At 66.4% G+C, this 19,217-nt stretch carries 18 protein-coding genes; 10 read left to right on the plus strand and 8 right to left on the minus strand.

Annotated features, from left to right (window positions below; genetic code table 11):
* The first annotated feature begins 74 nt into the window (after nt 1-74).
* Together HHL11_RS28695 and HHL11_RS28700 are read left to right on the plus strand one after the other, a co-directional pair.
* Entirely contained in the window at nt 75-2,129 is a 2,055-nt protein-coding gene (locus HHL11_RS28695; protein WP_169422020.1) for a molybdopterin-containing oxidoreductase family protein, read from the plus strand.
* A gap of 17 nt (nt 2,130-2,146) precedes the next feature.
* On the plus strand, nt 2,147-3,229 hold the full coding sequence (locus HHL11_RS28700; protein ID WP_169422021.1) for an aminopeptidase: 1,083 nt from the start codon (nt 2,147-2,149) through the stop codon (nt 3,227-3,229).
* A 1-nt stretch (nt 3,230) separates the two neighbouring features.
* Here the strand turns inward: HHL11_RS28700 and HHL11_RS28705 are convergent, their stop codons facing one another.
* Genes HHL11_RS28705 through HHL11_RS28725 form a run of 5 tightly spaced genes read right to left on the minus strand, consistent with a single transcriptional unit; the run spans nt 3,231 to nt 6,030 of the window.
* On the minus strand, nt 3,231-3,485 hold the full coding sequence (locus HHL11_RS28705) for an acyl-CoA-binding protein (protein ID WP_169422022.1): 255 nt from the start codon (nt 3,483-3,485) through the stop codon (nt 3,231-3,233).
* 44 nt (nt 3,486-3,529) lie between these two features.
* The gene (locus tag HHL11_RS28710; protein WP_169422023.1) at nt 3,530-3,997 is read right to left on the minus strand and encodes a hemerythrin domain-containing protein; all 468 of its coding nucleotides are present in this window, start codon (nt 3,995-3,997) and stop codon (nt 3,530-3,532) included.
* 56 nt (nt 3,998-4,053) lie between these two features.
* The gene (locus tag HHL11_RS28715; protein WP_169422024.1) at nt 4,054-4,827 is read right to left on the minus strand and encodes a hypothetical protein; all 774 of its coding nucleotides are present in this window, start codon (nt 4,825-4,827) and stop codon (nt 4,054-4,056) included.
* 29 nt (nt 4,828-4,856) lie between these two features.
* Nucleotides 4,857-5,528, minus strand: coding sequence for a TetR/AcrR family transcriptional regulator (locus tag HHL11_RS28720; protein ID WP_169422025.1), 672 nt, complete (start codon nt 5,526-5,528; stop codon nt 4,857-4,859).
* A gap of 1 nt (nt 5,529) precedes the next feature.
* Nucleotides 5,530-6,030: a phasin family protein gene (locus HHL11_RS28725; RefSeq protein ID WP_169422026.1), complete on the minus strand. Its 501-nt coding sequence runs from the start codon at nt 6,028-6,030 to the stop codon at nt 5,530-5,532.
* Nucleotides 6,031-6,144: 114 nt separating this feature from the next.
* Here HHL11_RS28725 and rfbB point away from each other — a divergent pair, with 114 nt between their 5' ends.
* From rfbB to HHL11_RS28745, 4 genes are all read left to right on the plus strand, one after another.
* Nucleotides 6,145-7,209: a dTDP-glucose 4,6-dehydratase gene (gene rfbB, locus HHL11_RS28730; RefSeq protein ID WP_169422027.1), complete on the plus strand. Its 1,065-nt coding sequence runs from the start codon at nt 6,145-6,147 to the stop codon at nt 7,207-7,209.
* 156 nt (nt 7,210-7,365) lie between these two features.
* Nucleotides 7,366-9,357, plus strand: a complete 1,992-nt coding sequence (locus HHL11_RS28735) for an FkbM family methyltransferase (RefSeq protein WP_169422028.1) — start codon at nt 7,366-7,368, stop codon at nt 9,355-9,357.
* Between the two features lie 40 nt (nt 9,358-9,397).
* Nucleotides 9,398-10,168: an ABC transporter permease gene (locus HHL11_RS28740; RefSeq protein ID WP_169422029.1), complete on the plus strand. Its 771-nt coding sequence runs from the start codon at nt 9,398-9,400 to the stop codon at nt 10,166-10,168.
* Complete coding sequence (locus HHL11_RS28745; RefSeq protein ID WP_169422030.1) at nt 10,158-11,549, plus strand: ABC transporter ATP-binding protein; 1,392 nt, start codon at nt 10,158-10,160, stop codon at nt 11,547-11,549. The genes HHL11_RS28740 and HHL11_RS28745 overlap by 11 nt, the downstream gene beginning before the upstream one ends.
* Here HHL11_RS28745 and HHL11_RS28750 read toward each other — a convergent pair.
* Nucleotides 11,480-12,841: a glycosyltransferase gene (locus tag HHL11_RS28750; RefSeq protein WP_169422031.1), complete on the minus strand. Its 1,362-nt coding sequence runs from the start codon at nt 12,839-12,841 to the stop codon at nt 11,480-11,482. The genes HHL11_RS28745 and HHL11_RS28750 overlap by 70 nt on opposite strands.
* 4 nt (nt 12,842-12,845) lie before the next feature.
* Nucleotides 12,846-14,123 carry a glycosyltransferase family protein gene (locus tag HHL11_RS28755; protein ID WP_169422032.1) on the minus strand — a complete coding sequence of 426 codons (1,278 nt, stop codon included), beginning with the start codon at nt 14,121-14,123 and terminating at the stop codon, nt 12,846-12,848.
* Nucleotides 14,124-14,605: 482 nt separating this feature from the next.
* Here HHL11_RS28755 and HHL11_RS28760 point away from each other — a divergent pair, with 482 nt between their 5' ends.
* The 3 genes from HHL11_RS28760 to HHL11_RS28770 are packed head-to-tail and all read left to right on the plus strand — an operon-like array spanning nt 14,606 to nt 17,791.
* The gene (locus HHL11_RS28760) at nt 14,606-15,499 is read left to right on the plus strand and encodes a GumC domain-containing protein (protein ID WP_169422033.1); all 894 of its coding nucleotides are present in this window, start codon (nt 14,606-14,608) and stop codon (nt 15,497-15,499) included.
* The gene (locus HHL11_RS28765) at nt 15,492-16,430 is read left to right on the plus strand and encodes a glycosyltransferase (protein WP_169422034.1); all 939 of its coding nucleotides are present in this window, start codon (nt 15,492-15,494) and stop codon (nt 16,428-16,430) included. The genes HHL11_RS28760 and HHL11_RS28765 overlap by 8 nt, the downstream gene beginning before the upstream one ends.
* Nucleotides 16,427-17,791, plus strand: a complete 1,365-nt coding sequence (locus HHL11_RS28770; protein WP_169422035.1) for a hypothetical protein — start codon at nt 16,427-16,429, stop codon at nt 17,789-17,791. Before HHL11_RS28765 ends, HHL11_RS28770 begins: the two co-directional genes overlap by 4 nt.
* 1 nt (nt 17,792) lies before the next feature.
* Here HHL11_RS28770 and HHL11_RS28775 read toward each other — a convergent pair whose 3' ends face one another.
* Nucleotides 17,793-18,917, minus strand: coding sequence for an acyltransferase (locus HHL11_RS28775; protein ID WP_342593297.1), 1,125 nt, complete (start codon nt 18,915-18,917; stop codon nt 17,793-17,795).
* Nucleotides 18,918-18,942: 25 nt separating this feature from the next.
* Between HHL11_RS28775 and HHL11_RS28780 the strand changes: the two genes are divergently transcribed.
* Nucleotides 18,943-19,200 (plus strand): hypothetical protein, encoded by a 258-nt coding sequence (locus HHL11_RS28780; protein ID WP_169422037.1) that lies wholly within the window; start codon nt 18,943-18,945, stop codon nt 19,198-19,200.
* Nucleotides 19,201-19,217 lie beyond the last annotated feature (17 nt).

Below are 19,217 nucleotides of genomic sequence, written 5' to 3' on the forward strand. Positions count from 1 at the left end.
GTGTGGGGTTCTTGCCGAATCGGGGCGCAGCCGCCGGTCCGGACGCGGGCCCGCTACCATGGCAGGCAGCCACCATGGACCTCCAGACTCCCACCTCCGCCACGCACCAGGTGCGCGGCGCCTGCCCGCACGACTGTCCCGACACCTGCGCCTTGCTGACCACGGTGCAGGAGGGCCGCGCCATCAAGGTCCAGGGCAACCCGGAGCACGGGCCTACGGGCGGCGTGCTGTGCGCCAAGGTCTCGCACTACGCCGAGCGCACCAACCATCCGGAGCGGCTGCTGCAGCCGCTCAGGCGCGCCGGGCCCAAGGGCAGCGGCCGCTTCGAGCCGGTGAGCTGGGACGAGGCGCTGGACGCGATCGCGGCACGCCTGTCCGCCATCGCTGCGCGCGACCCGCAGGCCATCCTCCCGTACAGCTACTGCGGCACCATGGGCCTGGTGCAGGGCGAGGCCATGGCGATGCGCTTCTTCCACCAGCTGGGCGCGTCGTTCCTCGATCGCACCATCTGTGCCTCGGCCGGCGCCGAAGCGCTGGTGCAGACCTTGGGCGGCAAGGTCGGCATGCGGGTGGAGTATTTCAACGAGGCGAAGCTGATCCTGATCTGGGGCAGCAACTCCATCGCCAGCAACCTGCACTTCTGGCGGCTGGCGCAGGAAGCCAAGCGCAACGGCGCCAAGCTCGTCTGCATCGACCCGCGCCGCAGCGAGACGGCGGAAAAGTGCCACGAGCACATCCAGCTGCTGCCCGGCACCGATGCGGCGCTGGCGCTGGCCATCATGCACGAGCTGGTCGTCCACGACTGGCTGGACCACGACTACCTCGCGCAGCACACGCTGGGCTGGGAAGGCCTGCGTGAACGCGCGCTGCGCTGGACGCCGGAGCGCGCGGCGCAGGTGTGCGGCGTGCCGGCGGAACAGATCCGCCAGCTGGCACGCGACTACGGCACGGCGCAGCCGGCGGCGATCCGCCTCAACTACGGCATGCAGCGCGTGCGCGGTGGCGGCAACGCAGTGCGCGCCGTCGCCTGCCTGCCGGCGCTGACCGGCGCCTGGCGCCAGCGTGCCGGCGGCGTGCTGCTTTCCAGCTCGGGCTGGTACCCGACCGACCGCGCTGCGCTGCAGCGGCCCGACCTGCTGGCCGGGCGCACGCCGCGCACCATCAACATGGTGCAGATCGGCGACGACCTGCTGCGCCCCGCATCGCCCGCTTTCGGCCCGGCGATCGAGGCCGTGGTCGTCTACAACAGCAACCCGCTGGCGGTGGCGCCGGAGTCGGGCAAGGTGGCGCAGGGCTTCGCCCGCGAGGACCTGTTCACCGTGGTGCTGGAACAGTTCGCCACCGACACGGTGGACTACGCCGACTATGTGCTGCCGGCGACGACGCAGCTGGAACACTGGGACATCCACACGGCTTACGGCCACACCGATGTCCTCCTGAACCGGCCGGCGATCGCGCCGCTGGGGCAGGCGCGTCCCAACACCGAGGTGTTCCGCGAGCTCGCCCGCCGCATGGGCTTCACGGACCCGTGCTTCGCCGACAGCGACGAGGCGATGTGCCGCGCGGCCTTCGGTGAGCGCGTCGATTTCAAGGCGCTGATGGAGCGCGGCTTCGCCTCGCTGCCGGTGCCCGAGGCGCCGTTCGCGCAAGGCGGCTTCCCCACCGCCAGCGGTCGCTGTGAATTTTTCAGCGCCCGGCTCGCGCGCCAGGGCCTCGACGGCCTGCCGGACCACGTGCCGAACTACGAGGTGCCGGGCAGCTCCGCCCGCTATCCGCTGGCGATGATTTCGCCGCCGGCGCGGAACTTCCTCAACTCCAGTTTCGTCAATGTGAAGAGCCTTCGCGACATCGAAGGCGAACCCTTGCTGGAACTCCACCCCGACGACGCCGCCGCGCGCGGCATCGCCGACGGCGGCATCGTGCGCGTGTTCAACGACCGCGGCGAATACGTCTGCAAGGCCCGTGTGTCCGGCCGCGCCCGGCCCGGCGTCGTCAACGGCCTGGGCATCTGGTGGCGCAAGCTGGGCCTGGCCGGCACCAACGTGAACCAGCTCACCAGCCAGCGGCTGACCGACCTGGGCCGCGCGCCGGTGTTCTATGACTGCCTGGTCGAAGTCGCGCGCGCGTGAGGAAGAAGACGCTGTTCATGGCATCCGCAGGAGTGGTGGCGGTGGTACTGGCGGGCAGCCTGTGCCTCGGTGGTTGCAGCAACATGGGCTACTACTGGCAGTCCGTCAGCGGCCATTTGAAACTGATGGACGCGGCGGAGCCGGTGAAGGACCTGCTGCATGACGACAAGCTCTCCGGACGCCTGCGCACGCGGCTGGAGCTGTCGCAGCAAATCCGCGACTACGCGTCCTCCGAACTGAAGCTGCCGGACAACCCCAGCTACCGGCGCTACGCGGACCTGCACCGCAGCGCCGCGGTGTGGAACGTGACGGCCGCTCCCGCCTATTCGCTGGAAATGAAGACCTGGTGCTTCCCCGTGACCGGCTGCGTCGGCTACCGCGGCTACTACGACGAAGGCGCGGCCCGCAAGGAAGCGGCTGGCCTGGCGGGCGAGGGCTACGAAGTCAACGTCTACCCGGTCACGGCCTATTCGACGCTGGGCTGGATGAACTGGGCCGGCGGCGACCCACTGCTCAACACCTTCCTCGGCTACCCCGAGGGCGAGCTGGCGCGCGTGGTGTTCCACGAGCTCGCGCACCAGGTTGTCTACGCCAAGAACGACACCACCTTCAACGAATCGTTCGCGGTGTCGGTGGAGCGCATCGGCGGCAACCTGTGGCTGCAGGCGCATGCCACGCAGGCCGCGCGCGACGAATACGCCGCCTTCGATGCGCGCCGGCGCCAGTTCCGCGACCTGAGCCGCACCACGCGCGAACGCCTGAAGGCGGTGTACGACACGCCCGGGCAGAGCACGGAGCAGAAGGAAGCCGGCAAGCAGCGCGTGATGGCGCAGTTCCGCGCGGAGTACGAGCAGCTGCGCGCCACCTGGCCGGGCGACCCGGCGCGCTTCCGCGGCTATGACCGCTGGGTGCGCGAGGCGAACAACGCCTTCTTCGGATCGCAGGCCGCGTACGACGACCTGGTGCCCGGTTTCGAGGCGCTGTTCGAGCGCAGCGGGCGGGACTGGAGCCGCTTCTACGAAGCGGCAAAGGAGCTCGCGAAGCTGCCGAAGGAGGAGCGCCACGAGCGGCTGAAGGCCATGGCGCCCGCCTCGGCTTGAATTACGACAGCGACGTGATCAGGGCGATGTACTGCTGCTTCGCGTCGTCGCTGCTGGTACCCTTGAACCCGTTCCACGCATCCCACTTCGCGCGGCCCACGAGGTCGCCGAAGCCGGGCTTCTTCTCGGCGACGTCGCCCGCCGTGGCCTGCTTGTACAGGCCGTAGATCTTCAGCAGCGTGGTGTTGTCGGGGCGCTCCGCCAGCTTGCGCGAGTTGGCGATGGCGGCTTCGAAATCGGCGTTCAGGTCGGCCATGGGACGGCGGCTCCAGGAAAAGGGAAACCGCGTATCTTAAGTGTTCACTCTTCGGCGGAATTGATCGGCATCTCGCCGAGCCGGAAGGTGGCGAACTCCTCCTCGTAGGCCTTGGCCAGCGAGTTCTTCTCGCCCTCGGACAGCACCTTGCCGGCCAGCTGGAAGATCGCGTGCTCCTCGTCGTCCAGGTGGTGGAAGACCTTGTCGCGCAGCTTGCGGAAGTGCGGCAGCCAGCCCGGCGACGACGGCTCGATCTTGTTCAACTGGTCCACCAGTTCGTCCATCTCGTGGTGTTCCGCCATGCCGTGGCGGGCCTGCGCCATGGTGGAATCGAACGCGATGAGCGGCGAATAGAAGCAGCGTTCCTCCGCCGCGGCGTGCGCGGCCAGTTCGTGCTTCAGCTCGCGAAAGAGCTCGTTGCGGCGCGGGGTGTCGCCTTCGGTGTCGAGGAGTTGGGTCGCGAGGCCCCGCTGGGTGTCGTGGCTCAGGCGCAGCGCTTCGAAGATGTTCATGAGGCGCGATTCTTCCGCGCCCGTCCCGGCGGCCGTGTAGGCCGGTGGCTGGTCCGTCAGTCCTGCAATTCCTCGCGCGCGAGTTCGACGTCCAGCCATTCCTTGGCGTCGACCGGCGTGATGGCGGCGGCCTGCTGGTACAGGCGCGTCGCTTCCTTCAGGCGCCGCTCGCCTTCCAGCATGACGAGCCCGTTAGCGTATTCGATCAGGACGATGGGCGACGCGGGACTCAGCTTCAGCGCCTGCTCGAACAGGGTCAGGCCGGTTTCCTTGCGCGCACCGTAGGTCATGCCGCCGATCAGCGAGCCGACCTTGTCGATCACCTCGGCGTGGAAGGCGGCCAGCGCCGCGTGAGCATAGGCGTGGCGCGGCTGCAGTTCGATGGTCCGCTCCAGCGAGTCCTTGACCTTGCTGCCCAGGCCCTGGGCCAGCGCCTTGGCGACGCTGATGCCCTGGCTGTAGCGGCCCAGCGCATAGGCCTGCCAGTACCAGGCGTTGGCGTTCTGCGGGTCGGCCTTCAACTGCGCGTCGCCGCGCTGCGCGACCTCCTGGAACAGGTCGAGCCGGGTCTTTTCGCGCTTCTCGAGGTAGTTCGCGTGGATGCAGGTGGCCTTGTTGGCCACCGTGATGCCGGCGCCGCCGGCCCGCACACCGGATTCGGCTGCCTGCTGGAACTCGCCGTTGTGGAAGAACACCCAGGCTTCCAGCACCGCCGGGTCGGCGGGCAGCGGCTCGGCATCGCTCGCGTGCAGGCGCTCCCAGAGGCGCCGCACGCCCGCGGCGTCGAACCGGAATTCGCCCGGGCGCGGAAACGCCGCCCACTTGGCCATCGCTTGCCTCCTTGTGTCGCTCCCTGGCGTCAGCCGGCGTCCTCCCGTTCGCCGGCGTACGCGCCGGCGAGCCGCAGCAAGTGCGCGCGCTGCGCCGGTTCCAGATAGGGTACCAGCAGATGGAGCACGTGGTGCGCGCCGCGCAGCAGCGCCTGCTGCGCGCCCTCCGGTTCCAGCGCGCGCCGCGGCTCGCGCACGTATTCATAGCTCAGCCAGTAGGTCAGCACCACCACCATGCTGGTGGCGGTGGCTTGCCGTTCGCGCGGGGCGATCTGCACGGCGCCGGACGTGCCCATGCCGGCCAGCAGCGCGTCGATGGCGACCCGCTTGTCTTCCAGCAAGGCCTGGAAGCAGGTCTCGAGCTGCCGGTTGCGGGACAGCAGGTCATTGAGGTCGCGGTACAGGAAGCGGTACTGCCACAGCAGCTCGAACAGCGTGTGCAGGAAGAACCAGGCGTCCTCGACGTCGCGCACGCCGCCGGCGGCCTGCAGCAGTTCGCGCAGGGCCGCCTCGTAGTCCGCGACCAGGGCGTTGACCAGCTCGTCCTTCGAGCGGTAGTGGTAGTGCAGGTTGCCCGCGCTGATGCCCAGCTCGGCCGCGATCGCGGTGGCCGGGACATTGGGTTCGCCGAAACGGTTGAAGAGGGCGAGCGAGGCTTCGAGGATGCGTTCGGCGGTGCGGCGCGGGGCCTTGCGCGCCACCTCAGGCCGCGGGCTTGCGCACGCGCTTGCGAGGGGCCTTGGCCGCCGGCGCGGCGCTGCGTCCTGCGGTGCGGGTGCCGCGGCGCGCTCCGCTCAGGGCGGCCAGCTGGCGCTCCAGTTCATCCACGCGCGCCTGCAGCGCCGCCATCTCGCCGTGGGCCGGCACGCCCAGGTTCTGCAGGGCCCGGCGCACCCGCTGCTCGAAGATGCCTTCCAGCTTGTCCCACTGGCCCGCGGCCTGGCTGGACAGGTCCTTGGCCATGTTCGCCATCCGGCTGCTGGCCTCGGTCAGCTTCTCCTCGGTGGCGGCCTGGGTCTTGCGCTGCAGGCCCACGCCTTCCTTCACCAGCGCCTCGAACACCTTGCCGCCCTCCTGTTGCGCCTTGGAGAAGGCGCCGAGGCCGGCCAGCCAGATCTGCTGCGCCGACTCCTTGACGACGTCGGCGAACTGCGCCGAGGACATGCCCGCGCCCGGGTCCTTGCTGTCGCTCTTCGTGGCCATGCGCTTCTCCTGTGCTGGGATGCGGGCAATGTACCCCCGAACGGGGGTTCTGCGCGACAGTGGGTCGATGCCATAATTTCACGGATCAGTGCGGCTGCAGCTGCGGGGTAGTAAATGATCTTGGTTACCGGCGGCGCCGGATTCATCGGTTCGAACTTCGTTCTGGACTGGCTCGCCGGTTCAGGCGAGGGCCTCGTCAACCTGGACAAGCTCACCTACGCCGGCAACCGCGAAAACCTGCGTTCCGTCGAAAAGCATCCCGGGTACGTGTTCGTGCACGGCGACATCGGCGACCAGGGCCTGGTGGAGCAGCTGCTTGCGCGCCACCAGCCGCGTGCGGTGCTCAACTTCGCGGCCGAATCGCACGTCGACCGCTCCATCCACAGCCCCGGCGGCTTCATCGAGACCAACGTCGTCGGCAGCTTCCGGTTGCTGGAAGCCGTGCGCGGTTACTGCGATTCGCTGCCCGCCGCGCAGCGCGAAGCGTTCCGCTTCCTGCACGTGTCGACCGACGAGGTCTATGGTTCGCTCGCGCCGGACGCGCCCGCGTTCACCGAGGACCACAAGTACGAGCCGAACAGCCCGTACTCGGCCAGCAAGGCGGCCAGCGACCACCTGGTGCGGGCGTATTGCCACACCTACGGGCTGCCGGTGCTCACCACCAACTGCTCCAACAACTACGGCCCCTATCACTTCCCCGAGAAGCTGATCCCGCTGATGATCGTCAACGCGCTGGCCGGCAAGCCGCTGCCGGTGTACGGCGACGGCCAGCAGGTGCGCGACTGGCTGTACGTGGGCGACCATTGCAGCGCGATCCGGCGCGTGCTGGAGGCGGGCCGCGTGGGCGAGACCTATAACGTGGGCGGCTGGAACGAGAAGCCCAACCTGGAGATCGTGCGCACCATCTGCGCGCTGCTGGACGAACTGCGCCCGAAGGCGGGCGGCGGCAGCCATGCCGAACAGGTCACTTTCGTGAAAGACCGTCCCGGCCACGACCGCCGCTATGCCATCGACGCGCGCAAGATCGAGCGCGAGCTGGGCTGGCGGCCGGCCGAGTCTTTCGAGACCGGAATCCGCAAGACGGTGCGCTGGTACCTGGAGAACCCGGACTGGGTCGCGCGGGTGCAGAGCGGCGCCTACCGCCAGTGGATCGCGGCGCAGTACGAGCAGGCGGCATGATTTCAGGTTTCGGTCCGCCGGTGTCTTGACGTTTGCCTGATCTTCACGCTTGTAACCGCCCACATCCGTCGGGCTGCAGGTGCGTATGCGAGAATTCACCTATTGGAGGGAGCTGCCGTAGATGGCACGGGATGCTTCCGGATTACGGGATTTGAATTGGGACATCTTGTCGAAAAATACACGGCTGCCTACTTCCTGAAGAAGGACGAGAACGGGTCCGTGCTTCCTTATGGCGTTGAAGGCATCGAAGCCTTCGAGCAGGGGGAGCTGCGCGAGCATGACCGCGCGATTCTTGAGCACGTGGATTTCCGTGGCGCGAGCGTCCTGGAATTTGGCTTCGGTCGCGGGGAGTCGATCAAATACGCGTGGGAGCGCGGCGCGGCGGCCTACGTTGGAGTCGATTTCTCGGAGTCCGCCTGCCGAATCGCCGGCGGGTTCCTGCAGAAGTTCAAGGTCGAGGGCCCGCGCATTGTGTGCTCGGACGCGCTCGAATTCCTGCGCCAGCATGTCGCCCAGGGCGAAGCGGCCCAGAAGTTCGACGTGGTGATGATGCTGGACTTCGTCGAGCACGTGCCACGCAGCGAGCTGGCCGAGGTGCTGCGACTGTTGGGCGACTGCCTGAAGGAAACGTCAGTGGTGGCGGTGAACACGCCGGACTTCCTGTTCGACAACGACGTCATCTCGGAAGGCCTGAACGAGCAGGGCTGCGACTCCTCGGATTTCATCGATGAGACGCGCGGCATGCACTGCAACCGGTACACGCTGGACAGCCTGCGCCGGTTCTTCCTGGCCCTGGGCTATGCCGCCGTTGGCCGCGGCCACTACTTCGTGCCTGCCACGCCGGAAGACCAGAACCCGTTCGGCGGCGTGCGCAGCTACGCTGGCGACTGGCAGGCCGCGCAGGCGCGCGGTTGCAAGCTGATGGGCAACTTCCCACGAGAGTCCTTCGAGGTGACTTACGAGGTGCAGGAAAAGCCGGAGCTGCACACGTTCCTGGACGGGAATCTGGCGGGGCTGTCCATCTACGTCACGCGTAGCTACCTGGAGTACTACGGCGGCGGCAACTACGACGACTTCCTGTCCGGGTTCATCGCCCGCCACGACCTCGCCGGCAAGACCGTGTTCGATCTCGGCGGCTTCGTCGGCGTGAATAGCATGCAGTTCGCCCGGCTAGTGGGACCGAATGGCCGCGTCTGCGCGTTCGAGCCCAACCCGATCAATGCCGACCGGCTGCGGCAGAATCTGTCGGAGAACGGCGAGCTCGAATCGCGCGTGCGCGTCTATCCCTTTGCGCTGTCCAACGAACAGGGCACGGTCCGCTTCAACGTGCATCGCAACGTCGATGCCGGCGTCAGCAGCGCCTCCTACATGCAGGGCGCGCACACAACCCTGTCCGAAGGCACGCTGGCAGGCCTCGGCTTCACCGAGGTCGACGTCCGCTCCTGCACGCTGGACGAGTTCGTGCGCCGCACGGGTTTTGTGCCTGGCCTAGTGAAGATGGACATTGAGGGATCGGAACACCTGGCCCTGCTCGGGGCCATGGCCACGATGAAGGACGCGAGTCCGGCCGTGATGGTGGAGTTGCACTCCATCTATTGCGCGGTCATGGTGCTGAACGCCCTGGAAGGCCTGGGCTACGTCTGCGAGCTCCTGCATGTGGAGGAGGACGGCCGCTGCTACATCGGCGCCGCACCTCGCGCGAAGGCCGCCGAGGCCCGCCGGAGCGAGCAGGACGTTGAGGTGCTTCAGGCAACAGTGTACCGACACGAGCTGGAACGCGTCCGCCTGCGCATCGAGGCCCAGGCGCGGCAGCAGGAACAGCGCGAAGGGCAGCACGCGCAGGAGCGCGCCCGCCTGCAGGCGGAGATCGCCGGGCTCCGCGTCCAGCAGGACTCGAATTCGAGCGAACGCAACGTCGAACGGTCCCAGACCGAATCCGAGCGGCAGGCGGAGCGTGCCGCTTGGCAAGCCGCGCTGGAGGACCGCACGGCGCAGTGCAACGCGCAGATCGCCCAGCTCGAAACGCGCCTGCGGGAGCAGGAGGTCGCCGCCGGTGCGTTGGCGGCCGACCTCGAGCGCATCCGCAGTTCCCCGCTGATCCGGGTGGGCCGCAAAGTGCGCAGGGTCTTCCTCCTGGGCACCCGCTGACGCGGCCGGTCGCGCGAACATTCCCGTATCCGAAGCAGTCATGGGCACCAACCTGCGCATTTTCTGGAGCTTGGTCGTCGCCGACCTGAAGCGCCGCTACACCGGCACCTACCTTGGCTGGGTGTGGGCACTGGCCGCGCCGCTGGCGACGATCGGCGTGCTGCTGTTCGTCTTCCGCTACGGGTTCCGCTCGGGACCCATCGACGGCGTGGACTTTACGGTGTGGCTGGTGGTCGGCTTGGTCCCCTGGTTTTTCGTGAACGACGGGCTCATCGCCGGCTCCAACGCCATCGCCGAATACAGCTTCCTCGTGCGCAAGATGCACTTCTCTACGGAGATGTTGCCCATCGCGCGCATCTGCTCGTCAGGTTGCGTGCATCTGGCGCTGTTGGCGTTCACCTTCCTGCTGCTGGTCGCGCACGGGCGCACGCCCAACGTTTACTGGCTGCAACTACCGTACTACATCGCCTGCCTGTTCCTGCTGGTGCTGGGTGCGGGGGTGCTGTTTTCCGTGGTGCAGGTGTTCGTCAAAGATTTCCAGCAGGTCATCATCATGCTGATGCAGGTGCTGTTCTGGGCCACGCCGGTGGTGTGGGAGGCGAAGATCCTGCCGCCCCAGTTCAAGCCGCTGCTGCTGCTGAACCCAGTGCACTACATCGTGCAGGGCTATCGTGACACCTTCCTCGACGGAGTCTGGTTCTTCCACAAGCCGCATGAGACGCTCTGGTTCTGGGTCGGCACGATGGTGCTCTTCACGGGCGGCATGAGCCTGTTCAGCCGCATGAAACACGAATTCGCCGATGTCCTCTGACCGCACGCAACCCGTCATCCGCGTCAGCGGCGTCACCAAGGCCTACCGCCTGTACAACAGCAAGGCGGACCGGGCGGCGGAACTGTTCCTGCCCTTCGGCAGGAAGCGCCACCACCTTCACTACGCGCTGCGTGACTTCAGCTTCGAAGTCGCGAAGGGTGAGAGCATCGGCATCATTGGCCGCAACGGCTCAGGCAAGTCCACGCTGCTGAAGATCATCGCCGGCGTGCTCACAGCCACCAGCGGCGAGGTGTCGCTGCACGGGCGGGTGGCGTCGCTCCTCGAACTTGGCGCGGGCTTCAACCCCGAGATGACCGGCCGCGAGAACGTCTACTTCCAGGGCGCGCTTCTGGGATTGGGCAGCCGCGAGATGGAGAAGCGCGTCGCGGAGATCCTCGAATTTGCCGACATCGGCGAATTCATCGAGCAGCCGGTGAAGACTTATTCCAGCGGCATGTTCGTGCGGCTCGCCTTTGCTGTGTCCATCCACGTCGACCCGGAAGTGCTGATCGTCGACGAGGCGCTGGCCGTGGGCGACGTTCGCTTCCAGAAGAAGTGCGTCGACTGGATGAAGCGCTTCCAGCAGCGCGGCGGAACCATCCTGTTCGTCAGCCATGACATCTTCACGGTCAAGGCCTTCTGCAACCGCTTGGTGCTGATCGACGAGGGCAAGCTCGAAGCCATCGGCGACCCGGACACGGTGGCCAACCGCTACTACCAGATCATGTTCCCCAAGGCTTCGCCCAGCACCACGGCGGCGGGCGACGAGGTCCAGGAGATCAGGCAGGAACTGGCCGAGATGCCGGAACTCCAGGACGAAGACGACGGCCACTGGTTCGAGCCGGACATGAGCGACGGCCAACGCCAATGGGGTGGCGGCGCGGCCTCGATAGCCCGCCTGCGGGTCGGGGGCGTGCGCGCCCCCAACTTATTCGCCTGGCAGGACTCCATTCTGTTCGATGTGGTGGTGCGCTGGAACCGGGGAGAGGTGCGACGGCTCTGCGCGGAATACCACGTGCAGCCCAGGCTGCTGGTGGGCTTCCGGCTGGAGAACACCAAAGGCTTCGTCCTCACCAATTTCACCAACGCGACGCAGGCCGACAACGGTTTCGACCTACTGGCCTCGGGTGTGTCCGAGTGCCGGGTCCGCTGCCGCATCGCCCCGCTGAAACTGGCGGCCGGCAACTACTTCTTTACGCCTGGCTTGGCGGTAGGCACCGTCGACCACCTGCACCCGGTCATGGAGTACACGAACCTGGTGCACCTGCACTGCGACACGTCGCGGCAGGTGCTGGGCCAGATGCAACTCGATTACGAGATCGCGTTCTCGGCTACGGCGGCTGGAGCCGAGGCCGGAGCGGCCATCGCGACCGCGTCCTGAGGGCCGGTGGCCGGCGTCGCCGGCGCCGGCTCGAAAATCTCCCGGTAGTAGCCCTTGGCCTTCTCTCGCAGCATGCGCTCGTCGAGGCGCTGCTCCACGGTGACCCAATTCAGGGTGGCCGCCCCGTCGACGAGCGCGTCGTCCTGCAGCGCGAGCTTCAGGCATTCGGCGATCATGTTCGGGTCGTCTTGAGGGATCTCCATGCCGGTCACCCCGTGCGTTATCCATTCGGTGCAGCACGAGGTGTTGGTCTGGATAGGGAACGCGCCCATGGCCATCGCTTCCAGCAGCGAGGTGCTGATCGCATCGGAGGCACTGACGCCGAGGTAGATGCGGGCGCGGCTGAACATGCGCAACATATAGTCGTGCGGCACATGGTGCAGCATGCGGACGTCGATCTTCAGCCACTCGCGCAGTTCGTCCACCCGCCCGTGGATCTCCGGCGATGCCGCATAGACGATGACCTGGTAGCCCTTGAGCAGTTCGGCGCAGCGCTCGATGGCCTCCAGGGCCACCATGGCGCGGCCGGCGAAGTGCTGGTAGCCCTTCACCATGATCAGCTTGCGCTTCGATGGCTGGTGCGCGCTGCGTACCCGGGCCGCCGCTTCGATGTTGAAGCCGCCGGTGTTGGGCATCACCGGTAGGACGGGCGCGGTCAGCCCGAGTTCGCGCGCCATGCCCACGTCGCGCTCACACTCGCAGGAGTAGTAGTCAACGCTGCACAGCAGGCGCGAGAGTTGCCGCCGGTGCTCTTCGATCTCGCGATAGAAGTAGATGTCGCTGCCCCAGTTGGTCGCAAGCCACTTTGGAAAGTTTCCTGCACCCAGGATGTCCCGTGCTGCGAGTACGAGGTACCCGCAATGCTGGAATTCGAGCGAATGGATCAGGTCCGGCTGAAGCTTTTGCACCAATCGCGCCAAGACGCGCGGTCCGTAGATCTGGGGCGCCGTCTGGTCCGATTCACCCAGGCGCTCGCGCTTGGCATTCAGGTAGGGCAGCCATCGACCCAGAATCGGGACTGGATAGACGTAACCTACATTCCCCACAGCGGGTGCCGGCGTGATTGTGCGCCCGAGCAGCCGCTTCACCGCGTTTTTCAGACCCTGCTTCAGCGCGCGGCGCGGTGCCGCGACACGGAAGGGTTGGTGGACCGTGACGCCGTACAACTCCGGATGGGGCGGCAGATGGTTGACGGGGAAGAGGTGAATGTCATATCCGGCGTCGGACAGCTGGCGAATCCAGCGCACGGTGTGTGTGCTCATCTGCATCGCCACGAAGAGGATTTTCTTCAACTCGTTAACTCTCACGGATGATGTCGGAAAACTGGCGAGCAACATACTCCCCGCTCAGAGTCCGGCGGAACGACTCGTTCCACCATGGCCGTCCAGTGCCGACGAGCACGTGGTCGATTGCCCCTTCGAGTGCGCGTTCGATGCCGGCGATGTCCCGGGGGGCAGCGTACCAAGCTCCGAGCTCCCGCATGGTCTCTTCCGAAGCGCCTGGTGGGACCACGCCCACAATCGGGGCCCCGGCCCCGATGTAGTCCGACACCTTGCTCGCGAGGAACAGGTTGCGGCGCACGTCCGCCTCGATTAGTAACAAAATATCCGCGTCATGCATCAGCCGGAGCGATTCCATATAGCCAACAGTGCCGACTGTGCGGATGGTGCCCTGTGGAAGAGCCTGCGCGGCGGCGGTCTGCAGCATCTCGGGCGGCACGAGGCCGACGATTTCCACGACAAGTTGACCACGCAGTTCCGGGCGGCGCGCAAACACATTCCCCAGTGCCGCGAATACTGGCTCCGGCGACCTGCGCCCATAGAGCACGCCAACGTACCGCATGACGATTTGCGCGTCGCTCGTCTTTGGCCGGGCCGGGTAGAGCTCGCTATGGAACACATGCGGCAGCACGCCGGTCTTGGCGCGCAGGCCCTGGCGATTACCGCGGAACATCAACTCCAGCGAATACGGCGAACTGTGCACGATCCAGTCGGCTGCGGCCACCGTTTCCGGCTCGTGCCAGATGTTCCATAGCTTGCACAGCCGATTGATTTCCAACGGGTTACCCGCCCAAGGATCACTGAACTGTGCGATCCAGCGAATGTTGCGCCGGTGCTTCTTCACCCGGGCCATGGCGGCGTTGACTGAATGGAACGGCGACCACGTCATGACCGCGTCGTACCGGGTCAAGTCTAGGTCCATGAGGTGCTCATACGTGGGTTGATGCAACACCGCCATGAGATCGGGTACTCGCTGCAGGACATTGAAGCGTTGCTGTAGCCGACCCCGCAGGCCGCCAGGCGGGTCGAGGCGGGTCACGGAGGCAAACGTACTTTGAGCCAGCGGCAGCAAGCTGTCGTCCAAGGGAAGCTCCTTACAGAAGGAGCTGGCAGTGACGACGTCCACCTCGTATCCGAGCCGCGCCAGCGATGCCATCGGTTTGAAGACCGCCGGCATCATCTGCACTTGCATCGGCGGGAACGCATAGCTGAGCAGCAGGATGCGCCCTTGCCGCAATGAGCAATGCGTGCTTTCGTTTCCGACGTTGGATTCCGTCGCTGTTGAAATGTACATCTGCAATCTAGGCCGACGCCCCGTCTCTCCACGGTGAGCCGGGATCGCTCATGCTGTATTGAAAATTGCCACCGGATGCGCCACTGACAACGTACGAAATGTCAAGGCGCGCCTTCGCAAATTGCAATTGTGCCATCGGCAGCGTTACGTCTTGAGAACGTGTCGACTTTGGGTCCACGTGGACGGCCGTCGCGCATTCTCGGTATGCGTAGGACCTGGGGCCGCGGCGCCCAACCAAGCCAGCCTGGAGCGCGCTAGAGCTGCGTCGAGGCAGTCGCGTAGCGCGCCGACCTGCTCGAGGACCGCGCGCTCTCCAGCATCCTGTCGAACCCCTGTTCAAGAGAGTCCACGACCAGGACCTGCTGCGTCTGCGACAGGAAGACTGTGTCGGAAAGGGGGGCTACATCTTGTTGCGCACTGCTTAAGCCTCTGCTTGACGTGGCGTCCGCGCTGCGCGCGGGCCTTAGAATTTCCCTGCTCCGATGCAAAAGTCGATTCACCCCCCTGAAAGCGCCGGCCCGACCGAGTCCAGCCTGTTCGACCTGCTCTTGATCTGCGTGCGGCACTTGCGCATGCTGGTGCTCCTGCCGCTGGCGGTGGGCGCGGCGGTGTACGCTCTTGCCCATTTCCTGCCCCGGACCTATTCCAGCGTCGCCATTGTCCAACTGCCCAACAACTCCAAGATGACGCCGCGGCAAGTTGCCGCCTTGCTCACGTCGGCGGTTGTGCTGGACCCAGTGGTCGGGCAACTCAAGTTGGCGACCAGCAGCAACACCAACCTCGACCGCGCGCGCGCAGTGCTGGCCGAGCGGCTCCGAGCGGGCGTAGGGCGTGATCAGTTGGTCCGGCTGGAGGTCCTGGGGCCGACGCCGGAGAGCGCTCAGGCGACTGCGCAGGCCATCCTGGACTCCTGGCTCAAGAGCACCGTACCCAGCGACCGCGAACAGGCGGATCTGAAACGCCGGCTGGAGGTTGCCAGCGAGGGTTTCCGCAACACCCAGCAGGCGCTGCACAGCCTCACGGTGGAAAGCCCAAACATGGCGGCGAAGCGGGAGAGCGGCACAATTCTGGTCGCGCTCGGCGAACTGGCTGGCCGGTACCTGGAGCAGATGCTGATCATTCCGATTGAGCTGCAGGGCGTGCCGCGCGAATCGGTCCGCCAAGCGCCGACCTTGCCGACGGAACCGATCCGGCCGCGCAAGGGCCTGCTCGCCATCACGGCCGCCGTGGTGACAGCTGCGGCGATCGTGTTGGTGCTGGCGCTGCTGCACCTGTTGGACCTCGCCCATCGCATCCCCGCTCGCGCCGACAAGCTGCGCCGCCTGCGGGCAGCCCTGCGCGCGAGCGGCACGAAGAAGGATGCGGCCCATGCCTGAAGCGGCCGTGCTGTCGCTGGTCACCCCGGCCTACAACCAGGGCCAGTACCTGGCGGAGACGATAGAGAGCGTGCTGGCGCAGGACCAACTCGGCATCGACTACCTGGTGCTCGATGACGGCTCCAGCGATTCGACGCTGCAGGTGCTGCAGGACTACACTGACCGCGTGGCCTGGGAGCACCAGCCCAACATGGGTCAGGTGCGCACCCTGAACAAGGGCTGGGGCCGCGCGAACGGCAAGTACCTGGCCTACCTCAGTTCCGACGACATCCTCTACCCGGGCGCCGTGCGCAAGCTGGTGGAGGTGCTGGAGGCTGATCCCACCATCGCCTGCGTGTTTCCCGACTGCGACCTGATCGATGAGGAGTCGCGGGTCATCAAACGCAGCGTCTGCCGCCCCTTCAACCTGGACCAGCTAGTGGTCGACCAAGAGTGCTACATCGCTGTCGGCGCCATCTTCCGTCGCTCCGCCTTCGAGGCGGTGGGCGGCTGGAAGCCCGAGCTGCGCCTGGCCCCAGACCGCGAGTTCTGGATGCGCCTGGCCTCGCAAGGCAGCATCCACTTTCACCGTGAGTCGCTGGCCGGCTACCGTATGCACCCGAAGTCGATCTCTTATAAGGACGTCAGCGAGGAAACTTCGCGCGAGTACATCCGTGTGCTGGACGACTACTTCGCCCAGCCCGGCGTCCCGCCGCGGATTGCCGCGCGCAAGGAGGAGGCCTATGGCAAGGCCACGTTGGTCCTGGCGCGCAACCGCTTTCGCTCCGGAGACCTGAAGCGCGGTTTCGCGCTGTATGCCGAAGCTTGCCGCCTGCATCCGCCGCTGCGCAGCGCCACTGTCAAGCTGCGCCTGCTGCGCAACGTGGTGAGCAAGCCCGCGCGCGTGGCCCTGTCGGCCGTGCGTTCCGTACTCAAACCGGCCCGGGCGTGAAGGACATCGCCTGGGTGCGGTGGCGCTGGCTGCTGCCGTTGCTGTTCTTCCAGGCCTACCTGGGCCTCACGGTGCTCCTGTTCTTCGCGGGGCCCTGGCCGTGGGAGCCGAACGACCCGTGGGAACTCTTCGCCTACCTCGTGGCGTCGCAGGCGGTCATCGCCGTCGGCTACGTGGCCTCCTGGCCGCGGGTGGGCGCCCTGGCCGAATCGCCGACCGATGCCGACTGGGTCGACGAACGCGCGGTGGGCTTTGTCCGCATCGCGATCATCACTACGCTGGTGATTCTGGTGCCGACCTCGCTGTCGCGCACGGGGCACCTGTTGCCGAACGCGGTCGAAGGCGTGCTTAACGCCGGCGCCGTCTACAACGCGAACATCGCGCGGCTGGAGAAAGGCAACCCCTTCGTCGTCGTCGAGTACCTGCGCATGCTGGTGTCGCCGCTGCTGGTGGGGCTGCTCCCTCTGACCGTGGTGTACTGGTCCCGCCTGTCCTGCAAGCTGAAGCTAGGGGCCTTGCTGGGCATCTTCTTCCACCTGTCGCTGTACCTCGCCACCGGCACCAACAAGGGCATCGCCGATTTCGCGGTCACGCTGCCCTGGCTGATCTTGCTGGGCGTGTCCATCGGCACCCTGCGCCTGCCGGTGTCAGGCCGCACCATCGCGCTGGCGCTGGGCGCGCTGTTCGTCGCCTTCCTGGCCTTCTTCGGCGCCGGCCAGACGCAGCGCGAAGGTGGCGTGGGCGAGGAGGGCGTGTTCAACACCGGCTTCTCTATCATCGAGGCCGACCGCTCGGACAAGAGCCTGTCTTCGCGCATGGGCGAGTCGCAGCGCATTGTCTATGAGTCGCTCGCGCGCTACGTGGGCCAGGGCTACTACGCGCTGTCGATGACCATGGACATCCCGCATGCCAGCACGCTGGGCTTCGGCAACTCGATGTTCCTGGCGCGTAATGCGGACGCGATCTTCGGCACGGACTATTTCACCGCCGGTTCCCTGCCGGGGCTGCTGGAGGAGCAGACCGGCTGGAGCATGCAGGGCCTCTGGCATTCGATCTATCCCTGGCTGGCCTCGGACTTCGGCTTTGCCGGGGCCCTGGTGGCCCTGGGCTTGTTCGCCTATTTGCTGGGGCGCAGCTGGGGCTCGGCCTTGCTACATGGCGGGCACTGGCCAGTCATCATGGTCTATCTGCTGCTGGTGCTGTTCTTCTACATACCGGCCAACAACCAGATCCTCCAGACGGCGGAGACCTGCGTCGCTTTCTTCATCGCCCTGGGGGGCTGGATATTCACCTCGCTGTCGCGCATCAATGCGGCGCAGGTGGATGATGGCGAGGCCGACGGAAGCAGTGAGCCGGCATAGGTCAGAACACGCGCCGCAACGGCGGCGCCAGTCGCAGCGTCCCGATCACCACAAAACACACGGCGAAGGCGGCAATGGCGTAGGCGAGCGGGTTCAGCCAGGCGTTGCCTGCCAGCGGGTTCCAGCCGAAGCGCTGGAGCACCGGCCCGATCACGATCACGTGCAGGCCGTAGATGCCCAGGGTGCAGTCGGCCAACACGGCCAGCCAGCGCGAAGGCGTGCCTTCGCGCAGCGACATCGCCACCGTGAACAGGCCCCAGGCCGCGAGCACGACGAAGGGCGAGAAATAGACCATGAAGAACTCGCAGGGCGAGCCGAACTGCCTGGCGAGCCACCAGTTGCCGGCGATGGTGGCGAGCGAGCCGCCCAGGAAGGCGGCCCAGCCCGCGCGTGCCGAGGCCGGCCGGTCGGCGGCGATGGCGCCCAGCACCACGTAGCCCATGTAGCCGCCGAAGAAGGTGAGGTGGTAGACGTCGTTCAAGCGCGGGAAGCCGATGTAGCCTCCGCAGTGGCGGTTGAACAGGATGTTCTGCGCGGTGGGGACCACGGACGCCACCAGGAACCACGTGAGCGCGAACAGAATGCGGTCCCGCCGGCTGCTGTGGATGTAGAACTTGCGCATGATCGGTAGCGCCGCATAGATGCCCACCAGCGCGTAGAAGTACCAGAGGTGGAACATGGTCGGCCCCTGCAGGATTGCCAGCGGCCAGTTGGCCGGGCCGCCGCCGTTGTGCCAGAGCCACCACAGGTAGAACAGCGACCAGACCAGCAGCGGCGGCAGGATGCGCAGCACCCGCTTGCGGAAGAAGGGCCCCAGCGGCTCGTCGCGCGCCAGCATCGTGGCACCCGCGATCATGAAGAATAGCGGGACGCACGAACGAGTTAGCGAGTTTAAGACGTTCCCGGCCCACCATCCTGCCCCCGGCTTGACGAACAGTTCGGCCGACACGTGCAACTGGATAACCATGTAGCACGCGATTACCCGCAGTGCGCTGATCCTGCGATCCATTCCTGAAATCTCCCCCGCGAAAGCGCGCCAGGCGCGCATGTTAGAGTCCGCTCCCCGCGAACCACCCCGGCCTTGCCCCGCGCTCCGGGACATCGGCAGCAACATCATCGGAACCATCCTTCCTTAGCTGGCGGCGGTGCCGATGTTGGTGGGTAAGCTCGGCATGGGCGGCTTCGGCGTCTTCTCGATGCAGGTGGCCGCCATGTTCTTTTTCGGGCTGTCGGATTTTGGCATCTCGCGGGCCATCGCCCTGCTCGCATTCGACCGCGGCTACATAGGAGGCGACGGCTGGCGGCGGCCGTATGCCGCGGGCATGCGCTACAGCCTGATGATATCGACGGCGGTGTTGGTCGCCGGCCCGCTGGCCGGCCTCGCTCTGTGGCACCGTCTTTCGGGCTAGGCCGATCCCGGCGACCT

Source organism: Ramlibacter agri (assembly GCF_012927085.1).
GTDB classification, from domain to species: Bacteria; Pseudomonadota; Gammaproteobacteria; order Burkholderiales; family Burkholderiaceae_C; genus Ramlibacter; species Ramlibacter agri.